Annotated in this window: 14 protein-coding genes; 5 read left to right on the top strand and 9 right to left on the bottom strand. The window is 65.1% G+C overall.

Annotated elements, in window-relative coordinates; all coding sequences use genetic code 11:
• Nucleotide 1 precedes the first annotated feature (1 nt).
• Genes uvrA through dapB form a run of 4 tightly spaced genes read right to left on the bottom strand, consistent with a single transcriptional unit; the run spans nt 2 to nt 5,568 of the window.
• Nucleotides 2-2,788 (bottom strand): excinuclease ABC subunit UvrA, encoded by a 2,787-nt coding sequence (gene uvrA, locus KB554_RS07705; RefSeq protein WP_211035423.1) that lies wholly within the window; start codon nt 2,786-2,788, stop codon nt 2-4.
• Nucleotides 2,789-2,797: 9 nt separating this feature from the next.
• A complete protein-coding gene (locus KB554_RS07710) occupies nt 2,798-3,436 on the bottom strand; it encodes a YigZ family protein (RefSeq protein WP_211035424.1) in 639 nt (212 codons plus the stop codon).
• Nucleotide 3,437: 1 nt separating this feature from the next.
• A complete protein-coding gene (lepB, locus tag KB554_RS07715; RefSeq protein WP_211035425.1) occupies nt 3,438-4,793 on the bottom strand; it encodes a signal peptidase I in 1,356 nt (451 codons plus the stop codon).
• A 10-nt stretch (nt 4,794-4,803) separates the two neighbouring features.
• Nucleotides 4,804-5,568, bottom strand: a complete 765-nt coding sequence (gene dapB, locus KB554_RS07720; RefSeq protein WP_141429898.1) for a 4-hydroxy-tetrahydrodipicolinate reductase — start codon at nt 5,566-5,568, stop codon at nt 4,804-4,806.
• Nucleotides 5,569-5,888: 320 nt separating this feature from the next.
• Here dapB and truA point away from each other — a divergent pair, with 320 nt between their 5' ends.
• Nucleotides 5,889-6,668 carry a tRNA pseudouridine(38-40) synthase TruA gene (truA, locus tag KB554_RS07725; RefSeq protein ID WP_141429897.1) on the top strand — a complete coding sequence of 260 codons (780 nt, stop codon included), beginning with the start codon at nt 5,889-5,891 and terminating at the stop codon, nt 6,666-6,668.
• Nucleotides 6,665-6,853 carry a hypothetical protein gene (locus KB554_RS07730; RefSeq protein ID WP_141429896.1) on the top strand — a complete coding sequence of 63 codons (189 nt, stop codon included), beginning with the start codon at nt 6,665-6,667 and terminating at the stop codon, nt 6,851-6,853. The genes truA and KB554_RS07730 overlap by 4 nt, the downstream gene beginning before the upstream one ends.
• Nucleotides 6,854-6,907: 54 nt before the next feature.
• Here the strand turns inward: KB554_RS07730 and lpdA are convergent, their stop codons facing one another.
• On the bottom strand, nt 6,908-8,284 hold the full coding sequence (gene lpdA / locus KB554_RS07735) for a dihydrolipoyl dehydrogenase (protein WP_211035426.1): 1,377 nt from the start codon (nt 8,282-8,284) through the stop codon (nt 6,908-6,910).
• A gap of 10 nt (nt 8,285-8,294) precedes the next feature.
• Entirely contained in the window at nt 8,295-9,995 is a 1,701-nt protein-coding gene (locus tag KB554_RS07740) for a C69 family dipeptidase (protein WP_141429894.1), read from the bottom strand.
• A 144-nt stretch (nt 9,996-10,139) separates the two neighbouring features.
• On the opposite strand from KB554_RS07740, the gene KB554_RS07745 reads away from it, so the two are divergent.
• From KB554_RS07745 to proC, 3 genes are all read left to right on the top strand, one after another.
• Complete coding sequence (locus KB554_RS07745) at nt 10,140-11,381, top strand: WD40-like domain containing protein (protein WP_211035428.1); 1,242 nt, start codon at nt 10,140-10,142, stop codon at nt 11,379-11,381.
• Nucleotides 11,382-11,456: 75 nt separating this feature from the next.
• The gene (locus KB554_RS07750) at nt 11,457-12,125 is read left to right on the top strand and encodes a YggS family pyridoxal phosphate-dependent enzyme (RefSeq protein ID WP_211035430.1); all 669 of its coding nucleotides are present in this window, start codon (nt 11,457-11,459) and stop codon (nt 12,123-12,125) included.
• A gap of 33 nt (nt 12,126-12,158) precedes the next feature.
• Nucleotides 12,159-12,941: a pyrroline-5-carboxylate reductase gene (gene proC / locus KB554_RS07755; RefSeq protein ID WP_141429891.1), complete on the top strand. Its 783-nt coding sequence runs from the start codon at nt 12,159-12,161 to the stop codon at nt 12,939-12,941.
• A gap of 142 nt (nt 12,942-13,083) precedes the next feature.
• On the opposite strand, the gene KB554_RS07760 is transcribed toward proC, so the two are convergent.
• The 3 genes from KB554_RS07760 to KB554_RS07770 are packed head-to-tail and all read right to left on the bottom strand — an operon-like array spanning nt 13,084 to nt 15,858.
• A complete protein-coding gene (locus KB554_RS07760) occupies nt 13,084-14,283 on the bottom strand; it encodes a peptidoglycan DD-metalloendopeptidase family protein (RefSeq protein WP_141429890.1) in 1,200 nt (399 codons plus the stop codon).
• Nucleotides 14,284-14,302: 19 nt separating this feature from the next.
• A complete protein-coding gene (locus KB554_RS07765) occupies nt 14,303-14,875 on the bottom strand; it encodes a DUF3109 family protein (RefSeq protein WP_211035432.1) in 573 nt (190 codons plus the stop codon).
• Nucleotides 14,872-15,858: a D-alanine--D-alanine ligase gene (locus KB554_RS07770; protein ID WP_211035434.1), complete on the bottom strand. Its 987-nt coding sequence runs from the start codon at nt 15,856-15,858 to the stop codon at nt 14,872-14,874. Before KB554_RS07770 ends, KB554_RS07765 begins: the two co-directional genes overlap by 4 nt.
• Nucleotides 15,859-15,906: the final 48 nt, after the last annotated feature.

Consider the following 15,906-nt stretch of genomic DNA (forward strand, 5'->3'; position numbering starts at 1 on the left):
CTCAGAGTTTGGTCCTCAGGCGCAGGAACTCGCCCGTATGGCTTTCGGGGCACTCCTCCAGCGCGCGCGGCGTGCCTTCGAAGACGACCCGGCCGCCTCCCGTGCCCGCCTCGGGACCGAGGTCCACGACCCAGTCGGCGCATTTGATGATCTCCATGTTGTGCTCCACGACCACGATCGTGTGCCCCCGTTCGATCAGGGCGTTGAACGCCGCCAGCAGTTTCGATATGTCGTGGAAGTGGAGTCCCGTCGTCGGCTCGTCGAAGATGAACAGGATGCTGCCGTCGGAGGTCTCCTTCGTGAGGAACGAGGCGAGCTTCACGCGCTGGCTCTCGCCGCCCGAGAGGGTCGAGGAGGACTGTCCGAGTTTGATGTATCCCAGTCCGACGTCCTGCAACGGCTGGAGCCGTTCGACGATCCGGCGGCAGACGGCGCTCTTTTTGTCCTCGCCGAAGAAGGCGATGGCGTCGTCCACGGTCATTTCCAGCACGTCGTAGATCGACTTGTCGCGGTATTTCACCTCGAGCACTTCGTCGCGGAAGCGCTTGCCGCCGCACGCCTCGCACACCAGTTCGACGTCGGCCATGAACTGCATCGAGACCTTGATGACGCCCTCTCCCTGGCACTCCTCGCAGCGGCCTCCGGCGATGTTGAACGAGAAGGCCGAGGCGCCGAGCCCCGTGTGCTGCGCATAGGGCTGGTCGGCGAAGAGCTTGCGGATCTCGTCGTAGGCCTTTATGTAGGTCACGGGATTCGACCGCGAGGATTTGCCGATGGGGTTTTGATCGACCATCTCGACCGAACGGAGCAGGCCGACGTCGCCGTCGATGCCGTCGAAATCGCCCGGCTTGACTCCCGTGTCGAAGAGCATGCGCCGCAGCGCCGGATAAAGGATGCCTTTGGCCAGCGACGACTTGCCCGAGCCGCTGACCCCCGTGATGCAGGTCATGACGCCCAGCGGGATGCGGACGTCCACGTTCCGCAGGTTGTGTTCGCGGGCGCCGCGGACGACGATCGAGCGGCTCCAGCCGCGGACCGCGGTCGGAGCGGCGATCGAGCGTCGTCCGGTGAGGTAGTCGGCCGTGAGGCTCCCGGAGCATTCGAGCAGCCGCTCCAGCGGGCCGCTGAAGACCACCTCGCCGCCGTTGTATCCCGCTTCGGGGCCGATGTCCACGATCCAGTCCGCGGCGCGGATCACCTCCTCCTCGTGTTCGACGACGATCACGGTGTTGCCCAGGTCGCGCAGTTGTTTGAGCACCTTGATCAGGCGGTTCGTATCGCGCGGGTGGAGTCCGATGGAGGGCTCGTCGAGGATGTAGAGCGATCCGGTGAGGTTGCTGCCCAGCGACGTGGAGAGGTTGATGCGCTGGCTTTCGCCGCCCGAGAGGGTCGAGGAGAGACGGTCGAGCGTCAGATAGCCCAGCCCCACGTCCGCGAGGTATTGCAGGCGGTTGCGGATTTCGACGAGGATGCGTGCGGCGGTCTTCGTGTCGTGCTCGTCGAGCCGCAGGCCGCCGAAGAAGGGAATCAGCTCGTCCACGGGCATCGTCACCAGCTCGGCGATCGTGCGGCCGCCGACGCGGACGTACAGCGCCTCCTTCCGGAGGCGCGAACCGCCGCACTCGGGGCAGACGGTCTTGCCCGTGTAGCGGGCCTTCATCACGCGGAACTGGATCTTGCGGCGCTCCGAGTCGATGTACTCGAAGAATTCGTCCAGCCCGTGAAAGTATTCGTTGCCGCGCCACAGCAGCCGTTTCTGCTCCGGCGTGAGGGCGTGGAACGGCGTGTGGACGGGAAAGCCGAACTTCGGGGCGTTCTCCACGAGCTGGTCCTTCCACTTGCGCATCGTCTCGCCGCGCCAGCAGGCGACGGCGTCTTCGTAGATCGTCTTGCCCTTGTCGGGAATCACCAGGTCCTCGTCGATGCCGATGACCTTGCCGTATCCTTCGCAGCGGGGACACGCCCCGAGCGGGTTGTTGAAGCTGAAGAGGTGTTCCGACGGGCGTTCGAACTCGATGCCGTCGGCTTCGAAGCGCGACGAGAACTCGCGCCGTTCCCCTTGGACGAGGATCGTGCAGAGGCCGTCGCCGTAGGAGAAGGCGCGTGCCACCGAATCGCGGATGCGGGTCTGCGTGTCGTCGTCCGCGGCCACGCGCAGGCGGTCGATCACCGCCAGCATCCCCTCGGCCCGCGTGTCGGGGCCGATGCCGGGCAGCACCTCCTCGATCAGGCGCACCTCGCCGTCTGTATGGACGCGCATCAGGCCGTCCGAGAGCAGCAGCGTCAGCTTTTCGATGAGTCCCTGTCCCTCGGCGAGCGTGAGCGGCGCGGCGATCACGACCCGCTCTCCGGCATGCGCGAGGACGTATTCCGCCACGTCGTCCGTGCCGTAGCAGCGCACTTCGCGGCCCGAGACGGGCGAGAAGGTGCGGCCGATGCGGGCGTAGAGGAGTTTGAGATAGTCGTAGATCTCGGTGGTCGTGCCGACGGTCGAACGGGGATTCCGCGTATTGACCTTCTGCTCGATGGCGATGGCCGGCGCGATGCCCGTGATGAGGTCCACGTCCGGCTTGTTGATCTTGCCCAGGAATTGCCGGGCGTAGGCCGAGAGGCTCTCGACGTAGCGACGCTGCCCTTCGGCGAAGATCGTGTCGAAGGCCAGCGTCGATTTTCCCGAACCCGAAAGGCCCGTGACCACCACGAGTTTGTCATGCGGGATTTCGACCTCGATGTTTTTGAGGTTGTGCACCCGCGCGCCCTTGATATGGATGGAATTTTCGTGTTTCATGCTCATTCGTTACAGCTTCTTCCCGGCCGCTTCCCGGCCGGGCGTCGTCGTATCGCCGCCGATGCTGCCTCCGGCCTTTTCCAGCCGTTCGGCCAGCCGTCCGGCGCGGCTTTCGCGGATCGTGAGCCGCATCGTGCAGAGGTTGTCGAAGGTCTGCTCCCCGATGCGGGGCTGCTCCTCCTTGACCACCCGCATGATGTCGTTCATCGCCACGTAGGGGAAGCGGACACGGATTTCGCGGTCCACGGTCCGTTCGACGATCCGGGCCGCGGCGATCGCCGCGGCAGCCGATTCGCGGTAGGCGGCGATCAGTCCCGGCACGCCGAGTTTCGTGCCGCCGAAGTAGCGGACCACCGCTACGAGGCAGTCCGTGATTCCGGCCGAGAGCATCTGCCCGAGAATCGGCTTGCCGGCCGTACCCGAAGGCTCGCCGTCGTCGTTGGCGCGGAACGTCTCGCCGTGCGGCCCCAGCCGCCAGGCGTAGCAGTGGTGCGTGGCGTCGTAGTAGCGTTTGCGCAGCGCATCGAGCCGCTCGCGGATCTCCCCTTCCGTGCGGACGGGATAAATGTAGGCGAGAAACTTGCTGCTCCGCTCCCGCGACGCCGCTTCGGCCGGTCCGTCCACGGTCAGATAACGGTCGTCGTCCACCCTACCGCACCTTTTTGAATATCCGTTCCCAGCGGATGTTCGCCGGGAAGCGCTTGGAGGCGTCGAGCGACAGCCAGACGAACGACGCCTTGCCGACGATGTGGTCCTCGGGAACGAATCCCCAGAAACGCGAGTCGGCCGAATTGTGGCGGTTGTCGCCCATCATCCAGTAGTAGTCCATCGCGAAGGTGTACTCTGCGGCGGGCATGCCGTCGATGAGGATCGTCCCGTCGTCCGCGACCTTCAGCGTGTGGCCTTCGTAGGCTTCGATGATGCGGCGGTAGAGCGGCAGGTTCTCGGTCGTGAGCCGCACCGTGGCGCCCCGGGCCGGAATCCAGACCGGGCCGTAGTTGTCCTGGCTCCAGCGTGCCTCGCCCCACTGCGGGAAGACGTCGTCGTTGGGCGTGTAAACGTAGCGGCGGATCGAAATGACGTTTTTGAGCGCCCGCACCTTCTCGGCGGCCTCGGCCGTCAGGGCCATGTAGTACGACGAGCCGTTGCCGCTGTACTCCGTCACCCCGAGGTTGTCGATGGCGTATTGCGTGAAGGGTTCCGAGGTCTGCACCAGATAGGTGTACTGCACTCCCGGAATCGGCTCCTGTGCCGTGCCGTTCACGTAAACCTGCCCGTCGCGGACTTCCAGCGAGTCGCCCGGGAGGGCCACGCAGCGCTTGATGTAGTTTTCGCGCTTATCGACCGGACGGCTTGCGACCGTGTACTTTTCCGCGAGGCGTTTGCGCCCCTCCGCTGTGCCGAACGACTCCTCGTAGCCGCGCAGCACGTCGTAGTAGGTCACGGCCTGGTTTTCCAGCAGCACCGTGTCGCCCGCCGGAAAGTTGAATACCACCACGTCGTTGCGCGCGATGCGGCGGAGCCCCTTGAGGCGGTGGTAGGGCCATTTGATCGCCTCGGAGTAGGATTTCCTGGTCTCGGAGAAGGGCATCGTGTGGTGCACGAACGGGAACGAGAGCGGCGTGTTGGGCATCTGCGGGCCGTAGGTCACCTTGCTCACGTAGAGGTAGTCGCCCACGAGCAGCGACTTTTCCATCGACGAGGTGGGGATGACGTACATCTGGAAGACGAAGATATGCACCAGCGTCGCCACCACCGTGGCGAAGACGATGGCGTTCACCCACTCGTAAACCGCCTTGTAGGTCTTGCTGCGTTCGCACATGCGCCGGTTGCGGCTCCAGACGTAGCGGTAGAAGAGGCGCGAGACGTAGAGGTCGTAGATGACCGGAAGTCCGAGCAGCAGCCAAAGGTTGCCCGTCCAGACCACGAACCAGAGCGTATAGAGCAGTGCGGCGAGGGTGAATCCTACCCACTTGTTTCGGAAGAAAGCCTTGATTTTTCCCATCTTGTGTCGGTTATTTCGATTGTTGCAACAGGTCGTCCATGCCGAATACGCCCCGCTTGCCGCAGAGAAATTCGGCCGCCGTGACCGCTCCGGCGGCCAGCGTGCGGCGGTTCCGGATCGTGTGGCGGATCTCCAGCACGTCGTCCGCCGATTCGTAGGTGACGGTATGGACGCCCGGGACCTCCCCTTCGCGCACGGAGCGGATTTCCACGCAGTCGGCGGGCGTCTCTTCGCTGCGCTCCACGCGGTTCGCCGCGTGGGCGATGCCCGGGGCGTAGTTCACCCAACCCCGCTTGGCGTCGAGGTTCTCGACGATCCCTTCGGCCAGCGTGATGGCCGTACCGCTCGGGGCGTCCTTCTTCTGCGTGTGGTGCACCTCCCCGATGCGTACGTCGTAGCCGCCGACACGGTTCATCATCTCCGCGAGGCAGCGGTTGAGGCGGAACATGAGATTGACTCCGAGGCAGTAGTTCGAGGCGTAGAACAGCGCCCCGCCCCGTTCGCGGCACAGCGCCTGCAGTTCGGGCAGGCGGTCGGTCCAGCCCGTCGTGCCGCTCACGACCGCCACGCCGCATTCGATGCAGGTGCGGATATTCCGGTAGGCGGTCGCCGGAGTGGTGAACTCCAGCGCCACGTCGATTCCCCGCAGGTGCTCCGCATCGAGTTCGGCGGCGTTCTCCGTGTCGATGACGAGCGCGGCCTCGTGGCCCCGTTCGTGCAGGATCCGTTCGATTTCACGGCCCATCTTGCCGTATCCTATGATGGCTGCTTTCATGTTTCTCTCGTATTCATATCTGCGCGGACGTACGGTCCGGCTCCGTTGCGGGGCGCCTTCCGGTCCGCGGCGGTTTATCCGCACGCAAAGATACGAATTTATTTGAATTTCGAACGTCGCGGCGGGCGGTTATGGTATGTGTGCGGCGCGATGCCGGAGATGCGGCGGAAAATGCGCCGCCGCGGATTTTGCGGTGCGGACCGGAATTTTTCCTATCTTTGCCTGCGACACCCGGACGGCGCCGCGTTTCGGCGGGAACGGGCGGGCATACGGTTTCCCGCTCCGTATCCGGACCGTGCCGGGTCCTGATTTTTTGGACGATGCGTTATTTTCTCGAACTCAGGTACAACGGTGCGGCCTACTGCGGCTGGCAGCGGCAGCCCGACCGGCCGTCGGTGCAGCAGACGCTCGAAGGGGCGCTCGCCACGCTCCTGCGCGGGCGGGTCGAAGTGACGGGCGCCGGGCGCACCGATACGGGGGTGAACGCCTCCTACTACGTGGCGCACTTCGACGTGCCGCAGCCCGTGGCCGATCCCGTGCAGACGGTCTATAAGCTCAATTTCCTGCTGCCGGGCGATATTGCGGTGAGCGGCATGACCCCCGTGGCGGACGACGCCCATGCGCGCTTCCATGCCTGCGAGCGGGAGTATATCTACCTGATCGAGCCCCGCAAGAACCCCTTCACGCGCCACATGACGTGGCAGTATTACGTGCCGCTCGACGTGGAGCGGATGAACCGCGCGGCGGAGATGCTGCCCGGATTCCGGGATTTCACCTCCTTCGCCAAGCTCAACTCCAACAACAGGACCAATATATGTCGCGTCATGCAGGCCCGCTGGCGGACCGATGCCGACGGACGGCTCTGTTTTACGATCCGTGCGGACCGGTTTTTGCGTAACATGGTGCGGGCGATCGTCGGCACGCTGGTCGATGTCGGCCGCGGACGGTACACGCCGGAGGATTTCCGCTCCATCGTGGAGAGCCGCGACCTGGCGAGGTCGAGTGCCGGAGCGCCCGCGCAGGGATTGTTTTTGAGCGACGTGCGCTACCCTGCGGAGGTTTTCGAACGTAGGTGTTTCACTAAATGCGATTTGTTATGATAGGAACGTTGATTTGGTTGGTCGGGGTCGTCTGCACGATCTGGTGCGTACTCGACATTTTCAAGAAGAACATTTCCACCGCCGGCAAGGTCATCGCCTCGGTGCTGGTGCTGCTGACGAGCTGGGTGGGGCTCGCGGGCTACTATTTCTACGGCCGCGACCGCCTCGAAGCGTGGTTCAGGTAAGCGGAAAAAAAGGGAGGTCTTCGGACCTCCCTTTTCCTTTGACGCGGGGCATCTTTACAGGTGTATCGCCGCGCCGAGGGCCGCTTCGGCCGCCTCCATGATCCCTTCGTTCATCGTCGGGTGGGCATGGATCGTGCGTGCTATCCGGTGGGCCGTCGCGCCCAGATGCCGGGCCAGCGTCGGTTCGGCGAGCATCTCCGTGACCGATGCGCCCACGAGGTGCGCGCCGAGCAGGCGCTCGTCGGCGTCGAAGAGCAGCTTGACGAAGCCGTCGCGGTCGCCGGCCGCCGTCGCCTTGCCCGAAGCGGTGAAGGGGAAGCGTCCGACCTTGTATTCGATGCCGCGCTCGCGCGCCTCCTGCTCGGTCATGCCCACCGACGCCACCTCGGGCTGCGTGAAGACGCACGAAGGAACGGTCGTGTAGTCCACCGGATCGGGGTTCAGCCCGCAGATGGCTTCCACGCAGCAGATGCCTTCGGCCGAGGCGACATGCGCCAGCGCCGGGCCGGGTACGATGTCGCCGATGGCGTAGATGCCCGGGACGCTGGTGCGGTAATACGGGTCCACCGTCACCTTGCCGCGTTCGACGGCCACGCCCAGCTCCTCGAGTCCGATTCCCTCGATGTTGGCTTGTATGCCCACGGCCGAGAGCACCTTCTCGGCCACGAGCGTCTCCGGGCCTTTCCTGCCTTCGATTTCCACCTCGCACATGCCTTCGGGCGTGATCCTCACGCCCTTGACGGTCGTCGAGGTGAGCACCGCGGCGCGCAGTTTGCGGAACGAGCGCTCCATGGCTTTCGACACCTCCTCGTCCTCGAGCGGCAGCATGCGCGGCAGGTATTCGACGACCGTCACGCGGACGCCGAGCGTCGCGTAGAACCATGCGAACTCGCTGCCGATGGCTCCCGAGCCGACCACGACGAGCGATTCGGGCAGCCTGCCGAGCGTCAGCGCCTCGCGCGAGGTGACGACGTGCTCGCCGTCCGCGGGCAGGAACGGCAGCTCGCGCGGCCGCGCTCCCGTGGCGAGGATGATGTGGTCGGCCTCGTAGGTCGTGCCCTCTACGTCGAGACGGCCCGGAGCCGTGAGACGTCCGAATCCGGGAATCAGGTCGATGTTGTTCTTCCGGAGCAGGAACTGCACCCCTTTGGACATGGTTTCGGCCACGCCGCGCGAGCGGGCGACGATCTTTTCCGGGTCGGGGCGCACTTCGCCCGTGAGCTCCAGCCCGTAGTGGCCGGCATTGCGGCAGTAGCCGTAAACCTGTGCGCTCTTGAGCAGCGCTTTGGTGGGGATGCAGCCCCAGTTGAGGCAGACGCCTCCTGCCTCGGCGCGTTCGACGAGCGCCACGCGGCGGCCCAACTGTGCGGCGCGGATCGCGGCCACGTAGCCGCCCGGTCCGCTGCCGACGATGAGGATGTCGTATTTCATAGGACGGAAATTATTTTACCACTTTCAGTATCTTGCCGTTGTCGGCCGCCACGGCGCGCTTCCACTTCTCGTTGTAGCCCGGGAACCGGATCTTGTCGGGAATCTGCCGGCCGTTGCCGTTCTCCACGAAGTGCTGGGCCATCGGGGCGTCGCTGTCGAGGAACGCCAGCACGTCGCCGTGCTCGCTCTTCACGTTGCCGTCCATGTATTTGACCATGAGGTAGCGGTCGAGCTTCGACCAGCGGGCGAACAGCTCCTGGGCCTTCCCGACGCTGAAGCGCGTGAGGTAGCGCCGGCGTGCGGCCGCCGTCTCGAACTCCCCGGCCCGGGCGTCCACTCCGCGGACCTCCTCGAGCAGTCCGTTCTCCCAGGCGTCGGTCACCTTGCGGATATCGGCCGCGATCATGTCGTAGCGCATGTAGGCGAAGTTCGTCACGCGGTTGAAGAGCCAGAAGGCCGACGTGGGCGAGTATTCGAGCATCGAGCCGTTCCCCTCGCGGAAGCACTCGGGGACCTCCTGCACCGAGCAGTAGATCGGCGTGAGGCACGAAGTGGCGGCGTCGTCCACGCCGAACCAGAGGATGCCCATGTCGGGCCCGGCGTCGGCGCGGGCCTGTCCCACGAACCAGAAGCCGGTCTGCTGCGTGGCCGTCGCGCGTTCGTTGAGGTACTCCTCGCCGTCCACCTCGAAGGTCATCGGCCGCCAGCGGTACGGGCAGTTGTGTCCTCCGGCGCCGAGGTCCCGGGTCATGTCCATCGGGGTTCCCTCGTAGTGATCGCGCATGCAGTCGAAGACGGTCTTGGGCGATACCTTCGCACGGGGTTTGACCCATAGCGGCATCCGGTTCTGCATGTCGTAGCCCATGGCGTATTGTTCGTAGGCGTCCATGCCGTCGGCCACGGTGCGGAAGAAGGCCCACACGCGGGCGTCGCAGCCACGCACCGTGCCGAAGTCGGCCGGGCCGTAGGCGTCGCAGAAGCTGAAGTCGGCGTCTTCGCCTTCGAAGTAGCCCATCTCGCGGGCGAAGTCGATGACATCGGGCGCGTAGAGGCAGTTCTCGGGGTCGTCGAGCGGGAAGGTCGTGATGCGCGACTGGTTGGCATGGGCCGACACGTAGCCGTCGGGAATGCGGCGCGCTACCCAGACGATGCCCTTGCGCGTGTTGATGCCTGCGGTGTCGGGCTTGCTGCCCTTGCCGATCAGCTCCATGATCCATGCCTCCCCGGGATCGGCGATCGAGAACGATTCGCCGCTCGAGGCGTAGCCGTAGGTGTTGGCCAGCTCGACGATCACTCCGATCGCCTCGCGGGCGGTTTTGGCACGTTGCAGCGTGATGTAGATGAGCGAGCCGTAATCCATCAGTCCGGCCGGGTCGGCCAGCTCCTCGCGGCCGCCGAAGGTCGTCTCGGCGATGATGAGCGAATGTTCGTTCATGTTGCCGACGGTCGAATAGCTCTCGCCTGCCTGCGGAATGTCCGTGAGGTAACGCCCCGTGTCCCATTCGTAGATGGGCAGGATCGCTCCCTGGGAGTGTTTGCCGCCTGCCGAGTGGTAGAGGGCGCCGTAGAGCGAGTGGGAGTCGGCCGCATAGGAGACCATCACCGATCCGTCGGTCGAGGCTCCTTTCGTGACGATGAAGTTGGTGCATGCGGCCGCCGCTCCGTAGGAGAGCATCGCCGCCGCCGCGAGAATCGTTCGGATATTTTTCATAGGACTTGCGTGTTTTGCCTCCGTAAAGATAGAAAACTATTCCGGAACGGCAAAAAATCGGTATATTTGTCCCGTATGCGGAGGATTCGCATTCCGGCGTTACCCCCCCCCGTGGCGGGAGTATGTATTTATAATCAGTAAGTTATGCGTGCTATTTCAGGCGTGCTGCTCTGCGCGCTGTTTGCGGCGGCCTGCTCGGAGCGTCTCGGGCGGTCCGAAGCGTTCGTCCGGGACGTCTCGCTCCCGGCGGGGCCTTTTTCGCCCGGCGACGAAGTGACCGTCGCGGCGTCGGGATTCGAATCCGACGACGAAATCATGTTCGAAATCCGCTGGCCCCTCGAGGGCGAGGCGCTGGAGGAGGGCTCGGCTCTCGGCGTACGGGGCGTCGTCACGGCGCGCACCGGGCGGAGCCTTACGTTCCTGGCTCCGGGCGGCTACCCCGCCTCGACGGTCGAGGTGCTGCTCTTCCGCCGGGGCGACCGTCAGTCGCTCGGCCGGATCGCGGTGTCGGACGGGCGTCCTCCGCAGGAGTATTCGCTCTACGGTGTCGTCGGTTCCGATGCGGGCCATGCGTCGCTCGTGCGGATCGACATGCGAAGCGGATCGACGGAGGAGATCGCCCGGCGGACGGGCGGCAGGATCCGGTGTGCGGTCAATGAGCCGGGATCGAACCGGTTGTTCTGCATCTCGGAGGAGTCCGGGGAGCGGGTCGGCTGCCGCTACGATCTGACGATGCGTTACTGGTCCGCCCCGGAGCTTCGGGGTTGCGTGACAGCCGGGCTGCTCCCCTCGTCGGCCGCCGTGCTGACGACGGACGGCGGCCGGCTCTGCCTGAGGCAGGCGGGGCTTACGCGCTCCTCCGCCGGGATACCCTACTGCTGGCGGCTTCCCGAGGGGCTGGAACCCGGGATGCTGACCGGGGCGCCGTTCGTCTTCACCTCGGCGGGCGGTCCCCGGCTGCTGCTTGCGGCCGACCTCGGCGACGGAACCTTCGCTCCCGTCGTGCTGGCGGCCTACGGAGGAGGCGTCGCGGTGGGCGGTCCCGTCCGTGCCGGGGCGCTGATTCCCTTTGCGATGCTGGAGCGCGGGGCGGATTCGGAGGCGTTTCGCCTGGTCGGCGGATACGTCGTCTCGGATGCCGGAGGCAGCGAACTGCGCCCGTTCGACGTGCGGACGATGCGGCTGGGGGAGCCGTTCGCCCGGCTGGAGGAGCCGGTGCGCAGGGCGGTGGCGCTGCTGTCGGAGAACGGTGCGACGCAGGAGCTGTGGGCGCTCGCCGGTCCGGAGGGCCGGGGTGCGATATGGGTCTGCGACCTGCCGACGGGGACGTGGAGGCGGCTGCCTGGCGGTGAACTGCCCTGTTCGGAGATCGTCTTGGCGCGGTAGCGGGTGCGATTTTTCCGGTGTGCGTTTCCCCGTTGTACGAAATTTGCGTAATTTTACCCGGTTAAAATCGGAATTATGTCTGTTGCAAGTCAAATCGCGTGTGTGAGACGGTCGCTTCCCGAGCGGGTGACGCTCGTGGCCGTGTCGAAAACCCATCCTGCGGAGCTGATCCGCGAAGCCTACGAAGCGGGACACCGCATCTTCGGCGAGAGCCGGCCGCAGGAGCTGCGGGAGAAGTACGAGGCGCTGCCGAAGGACATCGAGTGGCACATGATCGGCCATTTGCAGACCAACAAGGTCAAGTATATCGCGCCGTTCGTCCGGCTGATTCATTCGGTGGACAGCGCACGGCTGGCCGAGGCGATTCAGAAGGAGGCCGCGAAGTGCGGCCGGACGATCGACATCCTGCTCGAAATCCATGTCGCCGAGGAGGAGACCAAGACGGGATGGAATATCGGCGAGCTGATGGACTACGTGCGGACCGCACCCTTCGCGCGGATGCCGGACCTCTGCGTGCGCGGGGTGATGGGCATCGCCACCAATACGGACGACGAGGCGGTGATCCGCCGGGATTTCGGCGAACTGAGACGCTGCTTCGAACTGCTGCGCCCCTATTTCGGCGCGCGCTTCGACACCCTTTCGATGGGGATGTCGCACGACTATCCGCTGGCCGTCGAATGCGGCGCGACGATGGTGCGCGTGGGGTCGCTCATCTTCGGCGAGCGGGACTATTCGGAGAAGTAGATACACAGGTCATTCAGCAAAAAGGCAGTTCTCATGCAGATCGGATTTATCGGATTCGGAAACATGGCGCAGGCGCTCGCCCGCGGCCTTGCCGGGACACAGGCGGTGCGCCCGGAACAGATCGGGGCCTGCGCCCGCGATTACGACAAACTGCGCCGCAATACGGAGCCGGACGGATTCCGGGCCTTCCGCGATGCCGCGGAGACGGTCCGGTTCGCCGACATGGTGATCGTGGCCGTGAAGCCCGGGCAGGTCGGACCGGTCGTCGGCCCCCTGAGGGAGGCGCTGCGGCACAAAATCGTGGTGTCGGTGGCCGCCGGCGTGACGTTCGAGGACTACGAGCGGATGCTGGCGCCCGGCACGCAGCACCTCTCGACCGTGCCCAATACGCCGGTCGCCGTCGGCGAAGGGATCGTCGTCTGCGAAAGGCGGCATTCGCTTTCGGAGGAGGCGTGGCGGTCCGTCGAGCGGCTGTTGTCGCACGTCGGACTGGTGCTACAGGTCGATACCCCGCTGCTGGGCGTCGCCGGGACGGTCTGCGGCTGCGGTCCGGCCTTCGCGGCGATGTTCGTCGAGGCGCTTGCCGATGCGGCCGTCATGCACGGCATTCCGCGTGCCGACGCCTACCGCATGGCGAGCCAGATGATCGTCGGTACGGGAAAACTGCAACTGGCTTCCGGTACGCATCCCGGGGCGATGAAGGACGCCGTCTGCTCGCCGGGCGGCACGACGATCCGCGGCGTGGCCGAGCTGGAGCGCCGCGGATTCCGCGGCGCGGTGATCGACGCCGTAGATGCGATCGAGGGAAAACGCTGAGGCGTGCGTCGGGAAAGAAGAGGCTGTCCTGCGAGTCTCCGCAAACGGAATCATCCCCGTCAGAGACACTCTGACGGGGATGATTCCGTAAGATCCGAATTCGCCGGACGGCCTCTTTCCGTATGCCCCGGCGGCCGGGGGATCACCGCACGCGCAGTGTGCGGCCGATGCGCAGCGTGGTCGTGGGCTTGATGCCGTTCAGCGCGCAGATCCGCTTCACCGTGGTTCCGTATTTCACGGCCAGATGGCCCAGCGTGTCGCCCGAGCGGATCTTGTGGTAGCGCATGGCGGCCCGTTCGGCGGCCTCTTGTTTGTCCTGCTTCTCGTTGGCCTCCTCGTCGTCGAAATCCTGCCCGGCGTTGGAGTAGATGCTCAGGAACGACCGTTTGAGCAGGAAAACCTCCCGGTTGAGGATGCCGCGCTTGAAGTCGATCAGCCGTTCGGGATCGAACGACTGGCCGTAGTAGCGGGTCTCGAAGTGGAGATGCGGTCCGGTCGAACGGCCCGTCGAACCGCCCAGTCCGATGACCTCCCCCGCCTCGACCCACTGGTTCGGCTCGACGAGACGTTCGGCGAGGTGGCCGTAGTAGGTCTCCAGTCCGTTGTCATGGCGGATGATGACCAGGTTGCCATACCCCCGGACGGTTTGCGAGATGCGCACGCGGCCGCAGAAGGTGGCGTAGATCGTGTCGCGCATGCGGAGCGGCAGATCGACGCCCTGATGCCGCCGTCCGCGGCGCAGGCCGAACTTGCCGCGCGGATTGACCGCACCTTTGTAGGGATAGTGGAATCCCGAGGCCGAGTCCACGAGCGTCACGACGACCGATTCGGGAATGTCGGCTTTCGTGACGCTGCTGTACGGGAAGAGCGACTTCGTGTCCCAGTATTTTTCGAAGATCGTGCTGTCCTTCGCCACCTCGCGGTTGCGGACGTATTTCCACGAGTTGTCGCTGAACAGGACGACGTAGAGGGCCTCGTTGCCCGAATCGAGCGTGTCGATCACCGTCAGGGATTCCGTGTCGAACGTCGAGCGGATCTCCTTGCGCTCCATGCGGCGGCGCATGTCGGCCACGGAATCCGCGGCGATCTGTTCGGGCGTGCGCGGGTCGGGCTCCGCCCGCCGCGGCTCTTCGGCCGGGGCGCACTCCTCCTCCTCGGGGCATACGGCGATGCATTGTAACGAGTCGATTACGGCGGCCTGGCGGGTCGTGACGGCGCGGAGCGAATCCGCAGCGGCTTCGGCGGCCTGCAGGCGGGCCGCACGGGAGGTTTTCCGGGGGTTGCGCGCCGTCGCGGCGGAGGCCAGCGAGAGAGCGGCGAACAACAGCAGGTATTTTTTCATATGCGGTGTTTTCGTTGTTTCATTGTTTTTTCAGTAACTCTTCGGCGGCCTCCAGCGCGCGGTAGAACTCCTCGCCGAAGCGGCGGACGATCGGTTCGCGCAGCGCCTTGTAAACCGGGATGCCCAGCTTTGCGCCGCATTCGCGCGCCGGGGCGCAGACCGACCAGCGGTGGTAGTTGAGCCCGACCGTCCCGTTCGAGAAGCGCATGAGGCGGATCGGATAGAGGTGGCACGAGATCGGCTTGCGGAAGGTCGTGCGGCCCTCCAGCCACGCCTTTTCGATGGCGCAGAGCGTCGTGCCGTTCTCCGTATAGGCGTAGGCGCACTCGGCGCCGGCGACCAGCGGCGTGGTATAGTCCCCCTCCTCGTCCACGACCATGAATCCCTGCCGTTCGACGGCGGCGATTCCCTCGGGCGTCATGTAGGGTTTGTAATGCGGGTATTCGCTTTCGAGGATCGTCTCCTCGTCCTCCTCGAGCGGCGCGCCGGCGTTCCCCTCCACGCAGCAGATGCCCTTGCAGCGCGCGATGTCGCAGGCGAAGCATTCGCGCAGCAGGTCGGCGCTCACGATTTTGTCGTCGATCTCGATCATTTGCGGCGGGTGTCGTCGATAACGATGTCGAACAGCTCCCCGAGGGTCATGCCCATTGCGCGGACCTGCTTGGGGACGATGCTGCCCGCACTCATGCCGGGGATCGAGTTCAGCTCGATGAAATAGGGCCTGCCTTCGGGCGTGACGATGAAATCCACCCGTACGACGCCCGAGCAGCGGCAGGTTCTGTACGCCTCGAGGGTCATGCGGTTCAGCTCGGCCTTCACTTCGGGGGCGATGTCGGCCGGGGTGATCTCCTCGGAGCGTCCGGCGGTGTATTTGGCTTCGTAGTCGAAGAACTCCTTGCGGGGAATGATCTCCGTGATGGGGAAGAGGTACTCCTTCCCGCCGGCGATCATCACGCCGCATCCCATTTCGCGGCCCGCGATGCACTCTTCGACGAGGATTTCGTCTCCCTGAGCGAAGGCCGCGGCGATGGCCGCGGGCAGCTCTTCGGGGGTGTGGACTTTCGTGACGCCGAACGACGAGCCGTTGGCGTTGGGTTTCACGAAGAGGGGCAGCCCCAGGTCGGCGACGATCCGCGCCGCATCGAACGCCTCGCCCCGGCGGAGGAACACCTCGCGGGCGAGGTTGATGCCGCGTCCCGCGAGCGTGCGCTTGGTGGTGATCTTGTCGAAGGTGATGACCGACGAGACCATCGAGCACGACGAATAGGGAATGCCCATCATGTCGAGGTAGCCTTGCAGCCTGCCGTCCTCGCCGGGCGTGCCGTGGATGATGACGAGCGCGTAGTCGAACTCCCGCCGCTCGCCTTCCACGGTGAGCGAGAAGTCGTTCTTGTCCACCTGCCACTGCCGCCCGTCCGGCGCCGTGTAGTGCCAGTCGCGGCGGTGCAGGTCGATTACCGTGACGTCGTATTTCCCGCGGTCCAGCGCCGCGGCGATCTGTGCGGCGCTTTGCAGGGCGATCTCCCGTTCGGGCGAGTCGCCGCCCGCAAGGAGTGCTATTTTCAGTTTTTCCATCGTTGTCCGTGTCGTTTGTGTCGTTTCTATTGTTTCGCTGTTCGCCTG

Origin of the sequence: Alistipes sp. Marseille-P2263 (assembly GCF_018101075.1) — a bacterium.
GTDB classification, from domain to species: domain Bacteria; phylum Bacteroidota; class Bacteroidia; order Bacteroidales; family Rikenellaceae; genus Alistipes; species Alistipes dispar.

What these genes read in the sequence shown, in the direction of transcription:
- uvrA (WP_211035423.1), bottom strand. Translation starts at nt 2,788, where the DNA reads ATGAAACACGAAAATTCCATCCATATCAAGGGCGCGCGGGTGCACAAC.
- lepB (WP_211035425.1), bottom strand. Translation starts at nt 4,793, where the DNA reads ATGGGAAAAATCAAGGCTTTCTTCCGAAACAAGTGGGTAGGATTCACC.
- dapB (WP_141429898.1), bottom strand. Translation starts at nt 5,568, where the DNA reads ATGAAAGCAGCCATCATAGGATACGGCAAGATGGGCCGTGAAATCGAA.
- truA (WP_141429897.1), top strand. Translation starts at nt 5,889, where the DNA reads ATGCGTTATTTTCTCGAACTCAGGTACAACGGTGCGGCCTACTGCGGC.
- KB554_RS07730 (WP_141429896.1), top strand. Translation starts at nt 6,665, where the DNA reads ATGATAGGAACGTTGATTTGGTTGGTCGGGGTCGTCTGCACGATCTGG.
- lpdA (WP_211035426.1), bottom strand. Translation starts at nt 8,284, where the DNA reads ATGAAATACGACATCCTCATCGTCGGCAGCGGACCGGGCGGCTACGTG.
- KB554_RS07740 (WP_141429894.1), bottom strand. Translation starts at nt 9,995, where the DNA reads ATGAAAAATATCCGAACGATTCTCGCGGCGGCGGCGATGCTCTCCTAC.
- KB554_RS07745 (WP_211035428.1), top strand. Translation starts at nt 10,140, where the DNA reads ATGCGTGCTATTTCAGGCGTGCTGCTCTGCGCGCTGTTTGCGGCGGCC.
- KB554_RS07750 (WP_211035430.1), top strand. Translation starts at nt 11,457, where the DNA reads ATGTCTGTTGCAAGTCAAATCGCGTGTGTGAGACGGTCGCTTCCCGAG.
- proC (WP_141429891.1), top strand. Translation starts at nt 12,159, where the DNA reads ATGCAGATCGGATTTATCGGATTCGGAAACATGGCGCAGGCGCTCGCC.
- KB554_RS07760 (WP_141429890.1), bottom strand. Translation starts at nt 14,283, where the DNA reads ATGAAAAAATACCTGCTGTTGTTCGCCGCTCTCTCGCTGGCCTCCGCC.
- KB554_RS07765 (WP_211035432.1), bottom strand. Translation starts at nt 14,875, where the DNA reads ATGATCGAGATCGACGACAAAATCGTGAGCGCCGACCTGCTGCGCGAA.
- KB554_RS07770 (WP_211035434.1), bottom strand. Translation starts at nt 15,858, where the DNA reads ATGGAAAAACTGAAAATAGCACTCCTTGCGGGCGGCGACTCGCCCGAA.